Source organism: Arthrobacter globiformis (genome assembly GCF_046536215.2).
Classification (GTDB): domain Bacteria; phylum Actinomycetota; class Actinomycetes; order Actinomycetales; family Micrococcaceae; genus Arthrobacter; species Arthrobacter globiformis_E.
The window spans coordinates 662,029-680,359 of the sequence record NZ_CM143421.1 but is presented as its reverse complement, the minus strand read 5'-3'; the positions used below and the strand labels follow the sequence as shown (position 1 = coordinate 680,359).

Genomic DNA, 18,331 nt, shown 5'->3' with positions numbered 1-18,331 from the left:
AATGCCGTCCCTTTTTCTGATTCGTGCTCGCGCTTTTGGCGAAGCAAATTCAATGGCCTGAAGGGGTTCTGACTATCAATGGGCGCGCTCGGATACCTCGCCGCTTCTGTCCCACCCAGAATGGCGAGTGCCGGCTCCGCCGTTGCGCTCCCCATTCTTGCCGTGCAGCAAATACATGATGTCGCCATGGGAGGGGCGCTGGTCGCGGCGTCCCTGGGCCCAAGCGTCATCGCGGCTCCGCTGGCAGGCGCAGCCCTCGACAGGGCCCGCCGGCCGGGCCTGCTCGTGGCGGCTGCCGGCCTGCTCACCGCCGTCGCCTTCGGGGTGACCGCCTTCATCGGGCAGGTGCCGCTGCCGGTTGCGTTCGCATCCCTGGCCGTGGCCGGAGCGCTCTCGCCCTTTTACATGGGCGGGCTGTCCAGTTTCGTTCTCGGCGCGATCCCTGACGTTCGCAGGGCATTCGCCTACGATGCCCTCTCCTATAACGTCTCAGCCGTTGCCGGCCCGGCATTCGTGGCCCTGGTCGCGGCGTTCCTGCCTGCCCAGATGGGTCTTTTTGCGCTGGCGGCCGCCGCCGCACTGGGCTCCATGGCCGTCCGCGCCGTCGGGCTCCGTCCCCATGCTCGAGCGGGGGGTTCGCCCTGGCAGGCCGTCAAGGCAGGTTTGCACAGAATCCTTGCCCACCGTCCGTTAGCCGTGATGACCGCCGCGTCCACGCTGACCCAGTTCGGCCAGGGCGGGTTGGCCATCGCAGCGGTTGCGCTCTCGATCGACCGGAGTGGTTCACCCAGGGACGGGGCAACCGTGGTGACGGCCTTCGCCATCGGCAGCCTGCTCGGCGCCCTCATGGAGACGGCCCGGCCCACGCGCAGCCGACCCCACGCCGTCATGATGGCGGGTTTCTTCGCCACGGGGCTGCTGACCGTCGGTGCCGCATTCGATTTCGGCACCACGTGGACCGTCGTCGCCATAGGACTGTCAGGTTTCTTTACCGCGTCCTCGACCGCAGCCATGCTCTCCCTCCGCAATCGGCTCAGCCCGCCGCATCTCAGGTCCCAGATTTTCACCGTAAGCGCCGGCCTGCGCGTCAGCGCTACGGCGGCCGGCGCGGCGCTGGCAGGCGCGGCCACGGAATCAGGCGGCGGCGTCATCCTGGGCGCAGTGGGCCTCATATGGATTGTCTCGGCCGCCCGGCTGATCGCCTACCCGCCGTCCACTCCGGATCACGCACAACTGCCCTCCGCCCGGTAGGCGGAGGGCAGTTGTGCGTTGTCACTGCAAGAGGGGGGCGGCTGGCTTAGTGCGAGAACCCTGCGGCCGTCTCGGTCAGGGACTTTCCCTTGGTTTCGGGAGCCAGCCACTGGGACAGGATGGCGCCGACAAGGGTGAGTCCTGCGGCCATCAGCATGGTGGCCTGCGGACCGTAGTTCGCCATGGACGACGGCAGCAGGAAGGTTCCTGCGCCCGCTCCCACGCGACTGACGGCAGTGGCGAACCCGGTTCCGATCCCGCGGATTTCGGTCGGGAAGACCTCGCCGGGGTAGATGCCTGTCAGCGTGTTGTACCCCGCGTTGAAGAAGGAAAAAGCGAGGAAGCAGACCAGCACCACCCAGGCTGGTGCACCTGCCCACAGTCCGATAATCAGCAGGAGCACAAAGCACAGCCACTGCGGCGGGACGGTCAGGAAGCGCCGGCCGGCCCGGTCGATGAGGATCACGGTGAGCACAACACCCGCGGTGGCGACCGCCGAGAGCCCAACCCCGCCCGCGAGTCCTTCGCTCATTCCGTAGCCCTTCAGCACGCTTTCGGCGAAGGTGGCAATCGCGAAGTAGGGAGTGACGGCACAAAGCCAGAACATGGAGCAGAACAGGGTGGCCCGCCAGTAGCGGCGCGAGAACAGCATCTTGAAGCGGCCCTCCGGCCGCTCGTGCTCGTGCTCGACGTCGTCCATGTCACCGGCGTTTTCCATGTACTTGTAGGCGACGGCGCGGGCCTCGTCGCGGCGGCCCTTGCTCCAGAGCCAACGCGGCGACTCCGGCAGCCCGAAGCGGGCGAAGAACAGGATCAGGGCAGGGAGGGTGCTTGAGCCGAGGATGATCCGCCAGTCCACCGACGTGGTGGTGGTCAGCGCGTAGCCGACGATGAACGCCACCATGAATCCGACGTAGAAGGCGACCAGCGTCAGGCCCATCAGGCGGCCCCGCATCCTGGCGGGTGCGAACTCCGACATTAGCGGCCAGCCAACCGAGTATTCGACGCCGACCGCGATGCCCATTAGCAACCGGACCAGGAACAACTGCCAGGGTTCGTGGACGAAGAACTGGAGAACGGAGCCGACGAGGAAGATCCCCATGTCGATCATGAACAGCGGTTTGCGGCCGAACTTGTCCCCGAGCCAGCCACCGACAGGCGACCCTGCCAGGATCCCGAGCGAGGAGGCAACGATCAGGCCCTCCCACAGCGGGGTGAACTCCAGTTCGGTGGAGATGGCGCCGATCACCGTGCCAATGATCCCGAGGATGTAGCCGTCCAGGAACATCCCTCCAACCAGGACAGCTGTCAGCCGGGTCAGGAAGCGGCGCTTGAAGCGTGTGGCTGCGAAATCGTCTGTGGGCGGTCTGTGGTTCTTGATGGAAGACACCTGTGGCTCCTTGCATTCAGGGGTGGCGACGTGGACTTCGCCTTCGTCTTTGGACAAGGGAGTATTTGCGGAAGGTCGGACGGACTGGAGTGTCGCGGGACCAGCCACACATGATGTGGTCGCCATCACGTCCAATGTAATGTGTGATCACATATCAGGTCAATGCGCATGTGTAACGTCAATGTAAATTCTTCAAGGTGGTCCAGGAAATTACTTGAAGCTTGAACTAAAAAGGAGTACGGTCAGTGGAAGCTTCAAGTACTTCCGTTGGAAAGCCGAGGATCGCAGATGACTGCTTGTGTTGAAACCGCCCTGCAGGCTGCAGCGCTCCCAACTGGCGTTGCGCCTGACCACGCCGGCGTGCGAACCCAGGTCACTGTGCCGCTGCGCTTTCCGGACGGATTCAGCACCACGGCCGAGGTGCTGACCTTCCGCGGCCTCGCGGACGGCAAGGAGCACCTGCTGCTCGCCCTGGGCCAGTGGGAACAGCAGCTCCTCAACCATGATGTGCCGCTGGTCCGGCTGCACAGCGAATGCATGACCGGTGACGCGTTCGGCAGCCAGCGGTGTGACTGCGGACCGCAGCTGCGCGAGGCTGTGGAGGAGATCGCCGCGGCCGGCGGATTCCTGCTTTACCTCCGCCAGGAGGGCCGCGGCATCGGGCTCTACTCCAAGCTTGACGCTTATGCCCTGCAGGACACGGGCCTCGATACGTACGACGCCAACCTGGCCCTGGGGCACGGCGAGGACGAGCGAGACTACACAGCGGCCGCCCAGATGCTGGACGCCCTCGGCGCCACCCGGATCCGCCTTCTGAGCAACAACCCGGATAAGGCTGAACAGCTGGCGGCCCTCGGCATTGACGTCACCGAACAGGTTCCCACCGGGGTGTACCTCTCGCCGGCCAACGAGGGCTATCTGGTGGCGAAGCGGGACCGGACCGCACACACGCTGGAACTTGGAACGGCCGACGTCGGACCCGCAGTTCCGGTGCCGGGAGGCACCGTTCCGGGCCACGACGAGATGCTCAGCCGCGTTGACGGCCTGGTTCCCCGGCTGCGGGAGCGGGCGGAGGAAACCGAGCGGCTCCGCCGCCTCCCGGAATCCACGATGAATGAGCTGAAGGACGCCGGCGTGTTCCGGATCCTGGCACCGAAGGAGCTGGGCGGATACGGCATGGGCGTGGAAACCTATGCTGAGGTCATCCGGCGGCTTGCCCGGGGCTGCGCCTCGACGGCGTGGACGGCCGGGCACCTGATCGAGCACGTCTGGATGCTGGCCCGCTGGCCCCAACGGGTGCAGGACGAAGTCTTCGCTCACGGACCTGCTCCGCTGGCCGCGGCCACGAGCGCTCCCGTGGGCTCGGCCAGGAAGGTACCGGGCGGATTCTCGATTTCGGGCCACTGGAGCTTCGCGTCCGGGGTGATGCATTCGGAGTGGGCCCTGCTGGCGGTGGACTCCGACGGCGTCCGCCTGCAGTGTCTCGTTCCGGTCGCCGAGTTGGAACTGCTGGACGTGTGGCACACGGACGGGCTCCGGGGGACGGGCAGCAACGACCTGCGGGCGAAGGACCTGTTTGTGCCGGAGCACCTTGCCATGGACTGGACCCTGCTGAGCGCTGCGGACAACCCGGGCAGCCTGATCCACGAGGATCCGATGATCCACACACCGATGGCTACGCTGCTGAACCTGGTGGCGCCCTCGGCCGCTCTGGGAGCCGCCGAGTACGCCGTCGACGTCTTTAGGGAAAAGATGCTGGTGCGCAGGGTTAAGAACACCGCTGACAACCGGCAGGCGGATTCACCACTGGCACAGGCCCGCTTCTCGAAAGCCCATGGACTGGTGGGCACCGCGCGCCTGCACTGGCAGGAAGCGGTCAGGGCGGTGGCTGAATCCGACCGCCGCCGGCCGTCATCGCTGACGGATGAGGAACGCGCCGGCTACCGGCTCTCCCTTGCGCTCAGCGGAGAGGCGGCGGAGGAAGCTGTCCGGCTCACCGTCGCGGGCTCGGGCGGGAGTGCCCACCGGCTGTCGCATCCGCTCCAGCGGATCCAGCGCGACGTGAATGTGCTCCTCAACCACCCGACCCTGAGTATGGATCCGATCCTTGAGCAGGCGGGCCGGGGTTTGCTGGGGCTTGGATTCACGGTGTCCTCCTTCTAGCCAGCGTCCTCCTTCCAGCCCACTGTCCTTCCAGCCAGCGTCCTTCCAGCCCAGCCCGTTTACCTGCGGCCTGTCAGCCTGCCGGACCCACCACGCTGACGGTCCGGGGTGCCTGGAAGGACAGGAGCCGGATCCATTCCGGTTCGTGGTCCCGCAGCTGAATCCCGGGCAGCGCGGCCGCGGCTTCCTGGATGATGACGGCGGCTTCCAGCTCGGCGAGCTTCGCTCCGAGGCAACGGTGGATGCCGGAACCGAAGACCAGGCCGGTTGACCGACCATGCCCGGCGTCCTCCTGCGGAGACGTGCTTCCTGGGCCAGCGGCCGCCGTGATCAGGTTGCCGGACAGTTCAAGGAGTATCTCCGTGCCGGCGGGGATGAGGTCGCCGCCGAGGATGGTTTCGTGGTCCGTCACGCGGCGCCAGGTGGGGACGGATGATTCGGTGGCCAGCACGTGCTGCACCACTGACTTGGCGCCGGCTTCTGAGGCCGCGTCCTTCCAGGCCCCGGGTGCTGAACCCTGCAGCAGCCGGAACAGCGTGGTGCTGATCAGGTGGGTGGTGGTTTCCTGGCCCGCGATCAGCAGGAAGTAGCCGAGCGAGCACATCTCGGTCCTCGAGAGGCCGTGCCCGGCCAGCGACTTGAACAGGTTGCGTCCCGGGGCGGCTACGGATTCGGCGACCAGGCGGCGCAGCCAGACGTAGAACTCGGCTGCACTGTTGGCCAGTTCAAGCTGCCGCTCCGGGCTAGGCCACCCCCAGAACAGCTCCATGGAGTCCAGTCCCCAGCGCTTGAGATTGGCAAGATCCCGCACGGGCAGCCCGAGGAGTTCAAGCATCACGACGGCGGGCGGAAACGCCGCCATCGCCTGCACGAGGTCCGCCTGGCCGGTCCGGGCGAGCTGCTTCGCGGCGTTCCCGGCAGCTTCGCGGGCCAGTTCCCGGATGCGCGGTTCCATGGCGGCGACGGTGGCAGGCGTGAAGAAGCCTGCCACCACCTTGCGGATCCCGCCGTGTGAATCCGTGTCGTTGCTGGCCAGCACGGGAGGCAACGCAAAGCCCACGCGCTGCAGCACGCGCAGCGCAGGTCCCTCCAGTGCTGTCACGGCCACCAGCGCATTCGCGGGGCTGAAGTCGGCGGGCCGGTGCAGGACGTCGCGGACCGCATCCGGGTCGCGCACCACGAGGTAAGGGCACTTGGATCCGTCGGGAGCCTGCGCCGGCGGCGCGGCCGTCGCGGCTGCGGCCATCGGCTTCGCGGTTGTCACGGCCGCGGTCATGCGGGCACCCCGTTCAGCCACGCGGCTGCGCAGGCGCGGAAGTCAGCCGGGGACAGTTCCGAGGCGCGCTCGGGCAGGGCCCCGATCACGGGAACGCTCAAGGACCCGAGCACCTGCCGGTTGCTGTGGTGCACCGCATCGGGGCGGGCGGGCCAGCTTCCGAGTACGACGCCGAGGACATGCAACCCGCGCACGGCCAGTGCCTCGAGGGTCAGGGCAGTGTGGTTCAGCGTGCCCAGCCCGGGCCGCGCGACGACCACAAAGGCCGCCGCCAGCAGCGATCCGAGGTCCGCCAGGGTGCCGCCGTTAGTATCCAGCTCCACCAGCAGGCCGCCGGCGCCCTCCACCAGGACGTGGTCGTGGGCGGCGGCGAGTTCGCGGATCCGGTCTGCGTGCGAAGCCACAGCGGGCAGCGGTGTTCCGTCGATGGCCGCAGCCGCGACGGGAGCCATGGGTTCCTGAAGAACCACGCCGGCTTCGGCCGGCACGCCGGTGAGCCGGGCAATTTCGGCCGCGTCGGAGTCGCCGTCGGCGGCACCCGACTGGCACGGCTTGTACACCGCCACGCTGCGGCCCCTTCCGTTCAAGGCGGCGGCGAGGGCCGCCGTCGTGATGGTTTTGCCGACGCCGGTGTCCGTTCCGGTGACCAGAACGACGGGGGACAGGTTCATGGAAGTTCCTCCAGAATGCCGCGCAGCACTGCGCAGCTGTCTTCGATTTCTTCGGGTGTGAGGGTGGCGCGGGCGGTCAGCCGCAGCCGCGAAATCCCGTCCGGAACGGACGGCGGGCGGAAACAGCCCACCCGGACGCCGGCGCGGCGCGCGGATTCGGCGGCGGCCAGGGCCGCTTGCGCGGACGGCAGTGGGATGGACTGGACGGCCCCCGCTGTCGGGTCTGCCATGACGCCACGGCCGGCCAGGGCCGGTGCCAGTCCGGCTGCCAGCGCTGCCGCGTTGCTGTGCACGGATGCCGCCCGCCAGGGCTCGTCCCTGATGATCTGCACGGCGGCGAGGGCGGCTGCGGCGGATGCCGGTGCCAGCCCGGTGTCGAAAATGAAGCTGCGGGCACGGTTGAGGAGGTGTTCGCGCAGCAGCGCGGATCCCAGGACGGCCCCGCCCTGGCTGCCCAGTGCCTTGGACAGCGTGGCTGTCACGGTCACGTTGGGGTGCCCGGCAAGGGCGGTCCCGGCGACGGAACCGCGCCCCTGGAAAACGCCGCGGCCGGTGACGCCGAGGCTGTGGGCCTCGTCGATGAGCAGCATGGCGTCGTACTGCTCGGCCAGGGCCAGCAGGTCGGTGAGCGGCGCCGCATCGCCGAGGACGCTGTAGACGGATTCGACGGCGATAATCGCCCGCGGTTCATTGCGGCCGGCGAGCAGCCGGCTGGCTTCGGCCATGCAATTGTGGGCGAACGATTCGGTGCGTGACCGGCTGAGCCGGAAGCCGTCGATCATCGAAGCATGGCAATGCTCGTCCGCGACGATCAGGGTCCCAGGACCGCCCAGCGCCGTGATCACCCCGATGTTGGCCAGGTAACCGGAGGAGAAGACCAGCCCGGCTTCCATCCCGGCGAAGGTGGCCAGTTCCTGTTCCAGGTCCAGGTGCAGGTTGGTGGTTCCGGCCACCAGGCGGGAGGAGGTGGCGCCGGCGCCCCACCGCGTTGCGGCCTCCGCCGCTGCCCCGGCAACGCGCGGGTCCGTGGCAAGGCCAAGGTAGTCGTTGCTGGCCAGGTCAATGTATTTGTCGTGCGCGGCGCGGGGGAGCGGCCGGCGGACCTGGCCCCGGCGTTCCCGGACGGCGGCCTGCCGTTCGAGCCACTGCGTCATCGATCCGCTCATGATGCACCTCCGGTGTGAGCCGGGACCCGTTCGTAGACCCTTTGGCCTGCCGTTTCATGGACCTCGGCGACGGCCGCCGCCATCCCGGCGGTGATCTGCGCGATGTCCGACGCGGTGCTGATGTACGGCGGCATGGTGTAGACGAGGTTGCGGAACGGCCGGACCCAGACGCCGCGGCGGACGGCAGCCGCGGTGACGGCGGTGACGTCGACGGCGTCGTGCAGCTCGATGACCCCGACGGCGCCGATGGTGCGGACGTCCCGGACCGCCCCGAGTTCCATGGCAGGTGCCAGCCCGGTGGCCAGTCCGGTGCCGATCCGGGCGACGTCGGCCCGCCAGCCGCCGCTTTCGATGATGCCGAGGCTGGCGTTAGCCACGGCACACGCCAGCGGGTTGCCCATGAACGTGGGGCCGTGCAGCAGGGCACCCGCTTGGCCGCCGGACACAGCCGCGGCCACCTCAGCAGTGCAGAGCATCGCGGCGAGGGTCAGGTACCCGCCGGTCAGGGCCTTGCCGACGCACATGATGTCCGGTGCAACGCCGGCGTGGTCGGCCGCGAACAGTTCGCCGGTGCGGCCGAAGCCGGTGGCGATCTCGTCGAAGATGAGCAGCAGCCCGTGCCGGTCCGCCACCTCACGCAGTACTGTCAGGCATTGGGCCGGGTACGCGTGCATGCCGCCGGCACCCTGCAGGACAGGCTCGACGACGATCGCCGCCAGTTCCGCCGCGTGCGCGGCCGCCAGCTCCGCCACGTTGGCTGCCCACGCCTGCACCGTCTCCGATGTTGCCGACGCCGCCGCGGGAGGGCGGGGCGCAAACACGTTGCCTGCGAGCAGACCCGGGAAGGCCGAGTGCATGCCGTCCACCGGATCGCAGACCCCCATGGCAGCGAAGGTGTCGCCGTGGTAGCCGCCGCGGAGGCTCAGGAACCGCTGCCGGCGCGGCAGGCCGGCGGCGGTCTGGAACTGGACCGCCAGCTTCAGCGCCACCTCGACGGCGACCGACCCGGAGTCCGCGAGGAACACCCGCTCCAGCCCCGGCCGGCCGGGTACGGCGGGGGCCATGGCCACCAGCCGCTCGGCCAGTTCCACCGCCGGAGCGTGGGTGAGCCCGCCGAACATCACGTGGCTGAACGTGTCCAGCTGTGCTTTCGCGGCGCCATCCAGCACCGGGTGGCGGTAGCCGTGGATCACCGACCACCACGAGGACATCGCATCGATCACCTCGTGCCGGGTGCCGTCTTCGCCGCGGAGCCGCAGCCGCACGCCGTCGGCCGCCTCCACCTCCCACAGCGGAAGGTCCGGGGACGCGGGCGCGTACGGGTGCCAGAGCCGGGCGCGGTCCCGCCGGATCAGGTCCGGCTGCTGGGAATCCTCCGTCACGGTTGACCCCTGCTTCACGGTCGAATTCTGCGTCACTGGACCAGCACCCCGTGCCGGGAGCATTCGGCGGACCAGCCCAGCGGCGTGACCTGCACCTTCATCCGGCGCCGGCAGGCGGCGCAGTAGCGCGGCGGTTCCATGGCCAGCCGTTCGCGGCACTCACGGTGAGCGGACGACGGCGGACCGTCGCCGCCGTCGTACGTCCCGCCGCAGTGCCCGCAAAAGGCACCCCCGCCGGTTGGGCTTGCCGAAACCCCGGTGGTGGCCCCAACCCCGCTGGTTGAGCTTGCCGAAACCCCGGTCACAGCGTCTTCTGGAGTTCCTTGATCGGCATGTTCAGCTCGACCAGAAGGTTCAGGTCCGCCGTCGCCGGGCGTCCGAGCGTAGTGAGGTAATTGCCGACGATCACGGCGTTGATGCCGCCGAGGAGCCCGTCGCGGGTGCCAAGGTCGCCAAGGGTGAGCTCGCGGCCGCCGGCATAGCGCAGCACGGTCCGCGGCATGGCGAGGCGGAAGGCGGCGATGGCGCGGAGGGCGTCCTTGCCGTCCATGATGCCCTGGTTCTCGAGCGGTGTTCCCGGCCGGGGGTTGAGGAAGTTCAGCGGGACCTCGTGCGGTTCCAGGGCTGCGAGCTGGGCGGCGAGTTCGGCGCGCTGTTCGGGGGTTTCGCCCATGCCGATCAGGGCGCCGCAGCACAGTTCCATGCCCGCGGCCTTGACCATGTTGCAGGTGTCAAGGCGTTCCTCGTAGGTGTGCGTGGTGACCACCTCGGGGAAATAGCTGCGGGCCGTCTCCAGGTTGTGGTTGTAGCGGTGCACGCCCCACTCGGCGAGCTGGTCCACCTGCCGCTGCGTGAGCATCCCGAGCGAGCAGGCGATGTTGATGTCCACTTCCTCGTTGATGCGGTCGATCGCGAACTTGATCTGGTTCATGAGCTTGATGTCGGGGCCGCGGACGGCGGCGACGATGCAGAACTCGGTGGCTCCGGTGGCGGCGGTTTCCTTCGCGGCCTTGACCAGTTCGGGGATGTCCAGCCAGACGCCGCGGACGGGGGAGTCGAACAGGCCGGACTGGCTGCAGAAGTGGCAGTCCTCCGGGCAGCCGCCGGTCTTGATGGAGATGATGCCCTCCACTTCGACGTCCTCACCGCAGTGCCGGAGCCGGACCTCGTGGGCCAGCTGCAGCGCGGCGGGAAGGGCCTCATCCGGAAGCCGAAGTACCTCCTCGAGCTGCGACTGGGTGAGCCCGATGCCCTCCTCGAGGACCTGCTGCTTAGCGGTTTCAAGGATGGGGAAAGTGGCCGGGATGGGCGCGTGGCTTGTGGCTTCGCCCGCGTCTGCCTGAATCGTCATTGATGGGTCCTTTGCGTGTGATGGCTGCGGATATTCCTCCGAACTGACGCTAATTCCCCAACAAGGGCAAGATTTTGTGGGGTCCCGACAAGGAGACCGGCGGGACGTTAGTCAGGTCCCTACTTTGGCGGCGCATCGGATCGCAATGGGAAATAAAACCGCATACTTGAAGGTTCAATAAATATGGACTTTGGCATCTTTACCTTCGGAGAACTGTCCCGGAGCCTCAGCACCGGCTCGGTGTTGTCACCCCAGCAGAGACTCGCGGACACCATTGAACTGGCCAAGCTCGCGGACCAGGCCGGCCTGAGCTTCCTAGGCTTGGGTGAGCATCACCGGCCGGACTTCGCATTGTCCGCACCGGAGATCGTCCTGGCAGCCATTGCCCGGGAGACCACAAACCTCAGGCTGAGTACGGCTGTCACTGTTCTGTCCACGCAGGATCCGGTGCGGCTCTTTGAGCAGTTCGCCACCCTGGACCTGATTTCCGGCGGGCGGGCCGAGATCATTGCCGGCCGCGGAGCTTTTGTTGATTCGTATCCGTTGTTTGGCCACAGCACGGCGGACTATGACGCACTCTTCGACGAGAAGCTGAGGATGCTGCTCGAACTCCGCGAGCACCCCAGCCTCAACTGGGAGGGAAGGTTAACGCAGAGCATTCCCGGAATGGACATAGCGCCCCGGCCCCTGCAGGAGAAGCTGCCGGTCTGGGTCGGGGTGGGCGGTACGCCGGCAAGCTTTGTCCGGGCCGGGCGGCTGGGCCTTCCCCTGTTCATTGCGCTCCTCTCCGGACCCCATCGGTTCCGGCACCTGGTGGAGCTTTACCGGCAGAGCGCAACCGACGCCGGCAACGATGCTGAAACCCTCCAGGTCGGAGCAGGAGGCCACTTTTACGCGGCACGGACGTCCCAGCAGGCACGGGACACGTTCTATCCCTACTACCGCGCCTACTTCGAGCAGAACATGCCACGCCCCGTGGACCACTTCCCGCGCTCAACTTTCGACGACTGGAGCGAACCGGGCGGCGGGCTGCTGGTGGGCAGCCCCCAGCAGGTCACCGAGAAACTGATCGAAATCCACCAGGCTCTTGGCAACAGCCGGTATATGGCGCAGGTCGGCCTGGGCGGCCTCCCCTTCGCGGAGACTGCACGGTCCATCGAACTGCTCGCCACCGAAATCATGCCAGCAGTCAACCGCGAGCTTATGGGAACGAAAACGGCCTAGCCACGGCGCAAGGGCCGCCGTCGCGTTGGTGCGACGGCGGCCCTCTTGTCCTGCTGTGGGTCCGGTGTTCCGGTGTGCCGGTTAGCCGTTGATGATTTGGGGGACGCCGAGGGCTTTGAGGCCTTCGACGCCGAATTCGAGGCCGTAGCCGGATTGTTTGGCGCCGCCGAAGGGGACGCGGGGGTCGACGGCGCCGTGTTTGTTGATCCAGACGGTGCCGGCCTGGATGCGGGCGGCGACTTCGCGGGCTGCGGGGAGGTTGGGGGACCAGACGGAGGCGCCGAGTCCGACGTCGAGGGCGTTGGCCATCTCCACTGCCTCGTCGATGGTGGTGTAGCGGATGATGGGCAGGGCGGGGCCGAATTGTTCTTCGGTGACGAGGGGGTTGGTGTTGTCGATGTCGGCGACGAGGGTGGTGGGGTAGAAGTAGCCGGGCTGGCCGGGGTCGGGGTTGCCGCCGAGCAGGATCCGGGCGCCGGAGTCGCGGGCAGCGTCGACGAGGGTGGCGACGATGTCGTATTGGGCTTTGTTTTGGAGCGGGCCGAGGACGTTGTTTTCGTCCAGGCCGTTGCCCATAGGCATGGTTTTGGCGATGGTGGTGAGTTCGTTGCAGACGGCGTCGTAGATGCTGTCGTGGACGTAGAGGCGTTTGAGGGCGGCGCAGGTCTGGCCGGTGTTGATGAACGCGCCCCAGAACAGGTCCTGGGCGATGGTTTTGGGGTCGGCGTCGGGCAGGACGATGCCGGCGTCGTTGCCGCCGAGTTCGAGGGTGAGGCGTTTGACGGTGTCGGCGGAGGATTTGATGATCGCTTTGCCGGCGGGGGTGGAGCCGGTGAACATGATTTTGCCGACGGCGGGGTGTTCGGCGAGGCGGGCGCCGACTTCGCGGTCGCCGGAGATGGCGGTCAGGACGTTCTCGGGGAGTTCTTCGTTGAGGACCTTGATCAGGGCCAGGACGGAGAGCGGCGTCATTTTGGAAGGCTTGACCACCACGGCATTGCCCATCCGCAGGGCGGGGGCGATCTGCCAGATGGTGATCATCATGGGCCAGTTCCAGGGGCCGATGGCGCCGACGACGCCGATGGGCTTGTAGTGGAGTTCGGCGTAGGTTTCGCCGTCGTCGACGATGACTTCGGGTGTGAGTTCGGTGGCGGCGGTGGCGCGGAGCCAGGCGGCGCAGGCGCCGACTTCGAAGCGGGCGTTGGGGCCGTTGAGGGGTTTGCCCTGTTCGCGGGAGAGGAGCTGGGCGAGTTCCTCGGCGGAGCGTTCGACGGCGTCGGCGGCCTTGAGCAGCGCGGCGGACCGGGCGTCGTGGCCCAGTGCGGCCCAGGCGGGCTGGGCGGCGACGGCCGCGGCCACCGCGGTCTCGAGGTCCTCAACGGTGTGGACCGGTGCCTCGCCCACGACGCCGCCGGTGGCGGGGTCGTACATGGTCCGGCTGTCCTGACCGGGCGCTGCGGTGATGCTGGCAAGTAATGAATCGTAGGTTTCCATTGGTGTTCCTCGGGAGTGGCCTTTTGGCTAATGCTTGTGGTTGTCCTGCGGGTATTCGGTGGTGTTCAGGACGGTGAGGCGTGAGTTGAAAGGCAGGATCACGGGTTCGGCGGCCGGTTCGTCCCAGCCAAACATCCGCCCGATGGAGCGCTGCTCGCGCAGGTCTATGAGGAGCACCGCCTCAACAGTCATCACCTTTTCGGTCCAGAAGAACAGGTACAGGTCCTCGCCAACGTCGAAAGTGAGGCAGCGGTCGGTGTCGGCGAGTCCGGCCTCGCCGCCGCGAAGGCAGTGCCAGGTGAAGGTGCCGGCGTTGAGGTAGATGTGTTCGTAGGTTTCGACGTCGCTGTAGCGGTAGTAGATGCGCTTGCCGACCAGCCCGGTGGATCGGGAATGGATGGCAGCAGACCCTTCCATGTTTCCGTGGCTGAAGTTGGTGGTGCTGCGGGTCTTGTCTCCTTCGGTGATGAAGGAGCTGACCGCTGTCGTGACGGCGCCGGTGTTCCTGTCGAGGATGATAGTGACATTCTGAGCCTGGCGGTCTTCGCCCTGGATGAAGTCGATGATGAAGATCCCCGGGCGGGCTTCGATCGCCTTGTACCTGGCTGCCCCGCCGTGGCGGTCTTCGCCGGCCGCCGTCCATGTCAGGGAATGCGCGTCGTGGAAGGTGTAGGTGGTGGTGTGGCCGCCGTCCCGGGGGAGGTGCAGCGCGGTGCCGGTCAGGGCCGCGGAGGCGGGCAGGGTCTGGTCCCCGAATCCGTCGAGCATGGTGGCCACGGAGGGCCATTCATTTTCGGGAACGTAGTCCTGGATGTCAGTCGCGGTCATGGTTTTCCTTTGGTAGAGGTGATTCGTGCTGAACGGGGTTGGTGAGGAGGAGCGTTTTAGCGTCAGACGATTTCGGAGGCGTAGTCGATGGACGGTTTCTGGGCTCCCCGGGCAATTCCTGCGATGAGGACGAGGGGGATGCCGAGCAGGAGCCAGCGGGCAACACCGCCAGCGCCGCCGAGCAGGGCGTCGTAGTTGTCCAGGGTCAGGTAGCCGATGGTGATGAACGAGATGAAGGACAGGACGGGTGCGATGACGGTTACCCAGAGGTTGTCCCGGATCCCGGCCCTGGCGAAGAAGACGATGATCGCTGCGGACGTCAGGAGGAGGATGCTGATGAAGCCGGCGGTTCCGAGGGCGACGAACCACGCGAAGACTGTGGTGATGGGATCGGCCCCTGAAATCAAGAAGACGCTGATGATCGCCAGCACTATGATGCCGTTGGCCAGCCCGGCGAACGTCGGGGCACCGGTCATGGAAACTGACGCCAGCTTTGCCGGCAGTGTTCCCGCGCGGCCCAAGGCGAAGAGGTACCGGGCGAACATGTTGGCAAGGCCGAGCATCATGGCAATAAAGCTGGTGACGACGAGGATTTGCATGGAGAGGCCGAGCCACGAGCCGGCGCTGGATTGGGCGAGGTCGAAGATCATGCCGGCGGGATTCCGGGCGGCTTCGGACTGGATGCGGTCAATGCCGATTGCTCCGCTGATGGCCCAGGTTGAAATCATATAGAAGAAGCCAACGAAGGCAATGACCAGATACGCCGCGCGGGGAATCGTCTTGCGCGGGTTCACCGCTTCTTCGGCGAAGACGACCGTCGCCTCGAAGCTGGTGAAGCAGGCAAAGGCAAACAGCAGCGAGATGCCCAGTCCGGGCCCCACGATGTTGGCGCCGGTGAACCCCTCAAACGTGAAGATCCCTAGCCCCTTTTGCGCGATCAGGGAGACTACAAGGGCCGCGACGACCAGGGTTTCGCCCAGGATCAGCACCCCCAGAACTTTCAGGCTCGCGTCCACCCCTTTCATGGTCAGGGCGGTGGCCAGGGACAGTACTAGGACGATCCAAAAGTAGGGCGGGAGCCCCAAGCCTGTCAGGCTCCCAACGAGCTGCTGGGCGAAGACGCCGAACTGGGACCAGAGCCCCACCTGGAGGCTGACATAGGTCAGGACCGCGATGCCCGCACCGCCGGTGGCCCATTTCGTTCCGAGCCCCTTCGCTATGTAGGCGACAAATCCGCCGGCGTTGGTGATGCTGTGGCTCATCCGAAGGTAGCCAACGGAAAACAGGGCCACCAGGAGAGCCGCGATGACGTAGATGACGGGGGTTCCGGGGCCGCTGGCCGCAAAGAGGACGGGGCTCGCGCCGACAACGGCCGCCATGGGTGCGGCCGCTGCGATGGCGAAGAAAGCGACCGCGACGACCCCCAGCTTGTTGGGGCGCAGGCGGCCCGAGGTGGCCGCGGTGTTCTGGTACGCGGGCATCTGCCCGGTTTGCTGGTTCATGGTGTGGCTCTTTCGCCAGGGCATGGATTCATGGGTCATGCCGGTGTGGGTAGGTATGGATACCGGCTGAAGGCGCACCCCCTTGTGCGCGTCTTCCGGCGGAAGCGATGGTGATGCGCGGCACGTGAGCCGGATCACGAAACAAAACTCTACAAGTGTTTAGTTTGGTGTGTCAAGGGTGCCCAAAGGGAAGGGGTGGGCGGGCTAAAATCGGCTTATGAGCCTGGATTCCCAACGTTTGCCCTACGGGGATGGCCGCGATGCCCTGCTGTCGGCGGTCATAGATGTTGTTGCCGAGAAGGGCCTCCGCGGCGTCACTTACCGTTCTGTCGCCGCCCGTGCGGGTGTGAACCATACGCTGATCACACATCACTTCGGTTCGATCGAGGGGTTGCTTGCCGCCACCCTTGAGTGGGCCGTGCAGCGCTCGATCGACGAAACCGGGCTGGCCCGCGTGGCGGATTTCGACGAGAAGTTCGCCGATGCCCTCCTGGCGTCCGTGTCCTCCGAGCCGGAACTGCAGCTCTTTCAGTTCGAGATGCTTCTCGAGGCCCGCCGAAAGCCCGAGCTGAGAGCCCTTCTGGACCGCCTCTATGACAACTACATCTCGACAGTGGAAACGGCTCTCCGCGGGCGTTCCCTCGATACCGACGACGAACTTTCGAGGGCGATTTTCGCTGCTCTGGACGGGCTCATGCTCCAGTTCCTGACCTTCGGAAATCCGGCGAAGATCCGTTCCGCCGTCGTCCAGGTTGGCCGCTTACTGGAGCGTTCGGGCGCAGCCGGCGACGCGAACGCCGCCGGCCTCTCCCCGGCCGGTAAGTAGCGTCTTTCGCTGACCTGCGCTCAGGCGCTGCGCTCGTCGAGGATGCTCCGGGCCGCCTCCAGGCCGCTTTCGATGGCGCCGTCGATGAAGCCGCCCCAGCCATTGGCATAATCCGAACCTGCGAACAGGAGGGCACCCTGCGGCTGTTGGAAGCTGCCCAGGGATTCTGTCAGGAAGCCCGGCCGGTGCATGGGCCAGGTCTGGCCGGACAGCGGGTCGCTGGACCAGTCGTGGCTGGCCACGTCCAGGACTTCCAGGTCCGGCGCGAGCAGGTCCAGCGCTGCCTGGACCTGCGTGGCGTCAGTGGCGTCGAGCCGGGCGGTATCGGGACCGAAGGCAACGAGGATGGTGTTGCCGTCTTGGTCGTATTCGGCCTGGACGAAGTTCAGTGGCCACCCCGCTGAGCCAACGGCAACGAACGGCTGCACTTCGCCTTTGACGGTGATCCAGACCTTGATGCCCTTGGAGACCTGGCCTTCGGCGATGCCCTTCTGGCTCGGCGCCGGCAGGGGAGGATCGAAGGCGATGGCACCCATGGCGCCGAGGGGAGGCGTGCAGATCACGTGCGCCGCCTGGAACTCCTCGCCGTCGCTGGTAATGACGGTGGCGTTCCCTTCGGCGTAGTTGACGGCCGAAACGGTTTTCCCGAGGCGGACGTGTGTTCCGGCGGCGATGCCGTTGATCAGTTTGCCTGTCCCGCCCTCGATCTTGAAGGTGGCGCAGGCCTCGAAGTTGACCATCCAGTCGCCATTGGTGAGCGCCACCCACCGGAGGGCCTGGGTGTAGGCGGCGTCGTCGACTGGACCGTTGAAGTTCAGTGCCCAGAAGGATTCCAGAATCTCGCGGGAGGAGTCCGGGATCTGCAGTTCAGCGATTTTCCGGGACAGGGAAACGTGGTCGATGCCCTTGATGTCCGGGTTAGTGAAGGGGGCGAAAGGCTCCGGGAAGTACTCACGCGACTGTTCCATCAGCTTCCGGTTGGGGGCGTCGATTTCATGCAGCAGCTCGTCCGGAGTGCCCTCGTGCCGCGCACCGCCCGCCCACCAGTAGGCCCGTTCCGGGACGGGGCTCTGAACGGTGCCGACTCCGTAGCGCTTCATTTCCGCCCAGACGTAGGGCTGGGTCCAGTGGACCCAGGTGCCGCCGATTTCCAGCGGGCGGCCAAGCCGGTCATCGAGCCAGGTGCGGCCGCCGATCCGGTCCCGTGCTTCGAGAACGGCTACGGACAGGCCGGACTGGCGCAGTTCACGGGCGGCTGTAAGGCCGGCGAAGCCTGCGCCGATAATTACGACGTCGGTCTGCTGGCTGTGGTTGTTGGTGGCAGTCACGGTGAGCCTTCTGTTTCAGGTCTTCTGGTTGACGTTCAGGAGTAGACGAAGAATTCGGTGGTGTCTTCAACGACTGTCCAGCGGGTCTGCGCGCCTTTGTTGAAGGAAGCGGCCGAGCCGGGCAACAGGACGAAACCCTCGCCGCCGTCGACCTCGATGTGCAGGTGGCCCTCGATGATGTGGATGGTCTCGTCCGCCTCGATGAGCAGGTCGAACGGCTCGGGGGCCTCGTCAGTGGTGACGTGCCAGAAACCGGCGGACAGGGCGGGGCGGTCGCCGTCTCCGCGGCGTCGCACCCACTGGACCTGGCCCAGGATGAAGGGCTCGTACTTCTGGGGGTCGAAGGCATCATGGACGGTGAATTCGACGGCGTTCGTGGACGTGGACATTGGTTCCTCCTTGGTTACTAGCAACTATGCAGATACTTAGTTGTGTGTTGCATCACAGCTAAGCATTTGCTGAGGTTCGAAGTCAAGACG

Annotated in this window: 16 protein-coding genes; 4 read left to right on the top strand and 12 right to left on the bottom strand. The window is 66.6% G+C overall.

Annotated elements, in window-relative coordinates:
- Positions 1–186: 186 nt before the first annotated feature.
- Positions 187–1,251 (top strand): MFS transporter, encoded by a 1,065-nt coding sequence (locus R5O87_RS03135; RefSeq protein WP_410558466.1) that lies wholly within the window; start codon positions 187–189, stop codon positions 1,249–1,251.
- 46 nt (positions 1,252–1,297) lie between these two features.
- On the opposite strand, the gene R5O87_RS03130 is transcribed toward R5O87_RS03135, so the two are convergent.
- On the bottom strand, positions 1,298–2,641 hold the full coding sequence (locus R5O87_RS03130; protein WP_410558465.1) for an MFS transporter: 1,344 nt from the start codon (positions 2,639–2,641) through the stop codon (positions 1,298–1,300).
- Positions 2,642–2,929: 288 nt separating this feature from the next.
- On the opposite strand from R5O87_RS03130, the gene ribA reads away from it, so the two are divergent.
- The gene (ribA, locus tag R5O87_RS03125) at positions 2,930–4,804 is read left to right on the top strand and encodes a GTP cyclohydrolase II RibA (RefSeq protein ID WP_410558464.1); all 1,875 of its coding nucleotides are present in this window, start codon (positions 2,930–2,932) and stop codon (positions 4,802–4,804) included.
- Between the two features lie 73 nt (positions 4,805–4,877).
- Here the strand turns inward: ribA and R5O87_RS03120 are convergent, their stop codons facing one another.
- From R5O87_RS03120 to bioB, 6 genes are read right to left on the bottom strand one after another with little or no spacing between them, the layout of a single operon-like run.
- Positions 4,878–6,068: a cytochrome P450 gene (locus R5O87_RS03120; protein WP_410558462.1), complete on the bottom strand. Its 1,191-nt coding sequence runs from the start codon at positions 6,066–6,068 to the stop codon at positions 4,878–4,880.
- A gap of 8 nt (positions 6,069–6,076) precedes the next feature.
- Positions 6,077–6,751 carry a dethiobiotin synthase gene (bioD, locus tag R5O87_RS03115; RefSeq protein ID WP_410558460.1) on the bottom strand — a complete coding sequence of 225 codons (675 nt, stop codon included), beginning with the start codon at positions 6,749–6,751 and terminating at the stop codon, positions 6,077–6,079.
- Positions 6,748–7,905, bottom strand: coding sequence for an 8-amino-7-oxononanoate synthase (locus R5O87_RS03110; protein WP_410558477.1), 1,158 nt, complete (start codon positions 7,903–7,905; stop codon positions 6,748–6,750). Before R5O87_RS03110 ends, bioD begins: the two co-directional genes overlap by 4 nt.
- An 8-nt stretch (positions 7,906–7,913) precedes the next feature.
- Positions 7,914–9,299: an adenosylmethionine--8-amino-7-oxononanoate transaminase gene (locus R5O87_RS03105; protein ID WP_410558476.1), complete on the bottom strand. Its 1,386-nt coding sequence runs from the start codon at positions 9,297–9,299 to the stop codon at positions 7,914–7,916.
- A gap of 32 nt (positions 9,300–9,331) precedes the next feature.
- Positions 9,332–9,604 (bottom strand): biotin synthase auxiliary protein BsaP, encoded by a 273-nt coding sequence (bsaP, locus tag R5O87_RS03100; RefSeq protein ID WP_410558458.1) that lies wholly within the window; start codon positions 9,602–9,604, stop codon positions 9,332–9,334.
- Positions 9,601–10,650, bottom strand: coding sequence for a biotin synthase BioB (gene bioB, locus R5O87_RS03095; protein WP_410558457.1), 1,050 nt, complete (start codon positions 10,648–10,650; stop codon positions 9,601–9,603). Before bioB ends, bsaP begins: the two co-directional genes overlap by 4 nt.
- A 183-nt stretch (positions 10,651–10,833) precedes the next feature.
- On the opposite strand from bioB, the gene R5O87_RS03090 reads away from it, so the two are divergent.
- On the top strand, positions 10,834–11,874 hold the full coding sequence (locus R5O87_RS03090) for an LLM class flavin-dependent oxidoreductase (protein ID WP_410558456.1): 1,041 nt from the start codon (positions 10,834–10,836) through the stop codon (positions 11,872–11,874).
- A gap of 81 nt (positions 11,875–11,955) precedes the next feature.
- On the opposite strand, the gene R5O87_RS03085 is transcribed toward R5O87_RS03090, so the two are convergent.
- From R5O87_RS03085 to R5O87_RS03075, 3 genes are all read right to left on the bottom strand, one after another.
- Entirely contained in the window at positions 11,956–13,368 is a 1,413-nt protein-coding gene (locus R5O87_RS03085; RefSeq protein WP_462836373.1) for an aldehyde dehydrogenase family protein, read from the bottom strand.
- 27 nt (positions 13,369–13,395) lie between these two features.
- Positions 13,396–14,196, bottom strand: a complete 801-nt coding sequence (locus R5O87_RS03080) for a MoaF C-terminal domain-containing protein (protein ID WP_410555545.1) — start codon at positions 14,194–14,196, stop codon at positions 13,396–13,398.
- 62 nt (positions 14,197–14,258) lie between these two features.
- The gene (locus R5O87_RS03075; RefSeq protein WP_410555544.1) at positions 14,259–15,698 is read right to left on the bottom strand and encodes an APC family permease; all 1,440 of its coding nucleotides are present in this window, start codon (positions 15,696–15,698) and stop codon (positions 14,259–14,261) included.
- 217 nt (positions 15,699–15,915) lie between these two features.
- Here R5O87_RS03075 and R5O87_RS03070 point away from each other — a divergent pair, with 217 nt between their 5' ends.
- Complete coding sequence (locus tag R5O87_RS03070) at positions 15,916–16,524, top strand: TetR/AcrR family transcriptional regulator (RefSeq protein ID WP_410555543.1); 609 nt, start codon at positions 15,916–15,918, stop codon at positions 16,522–16,524.
- Positions 16,525–16,544: 20 nt separating this feature from the next.
- Here R5O87_RS03070 and R5O87_RS03065 read toward each other — a convergent pair whose 3' ends face one another.
- Positions 16,545–17,852, bottom strand: a complete 1,308-nt coding sequence (locus R5O87_RS03065) for a flavin monoamine oxidase family protein (protein WP_410555542.1) — start codon at positions 17,850–17,852, stop codon at positions 16,545–16,547.
- 35 nt (positions 17,853–17,887) lie between these two features.
- Positions 17,888–18,241 carry a cupin domain-containing protein gene (locus R5O87_RS03060; RefSeq protein WP_410555541.1) on the bottom strand — a complete coding sequence of 118 codons (354 nt, stop codon included), beginning with the start codon at positions 18,239–18,241 and terminating at the stop codon, positions 17,888–17,890.
- Positions 18,242–18,331: the final 90 nt, after the last annotated feature.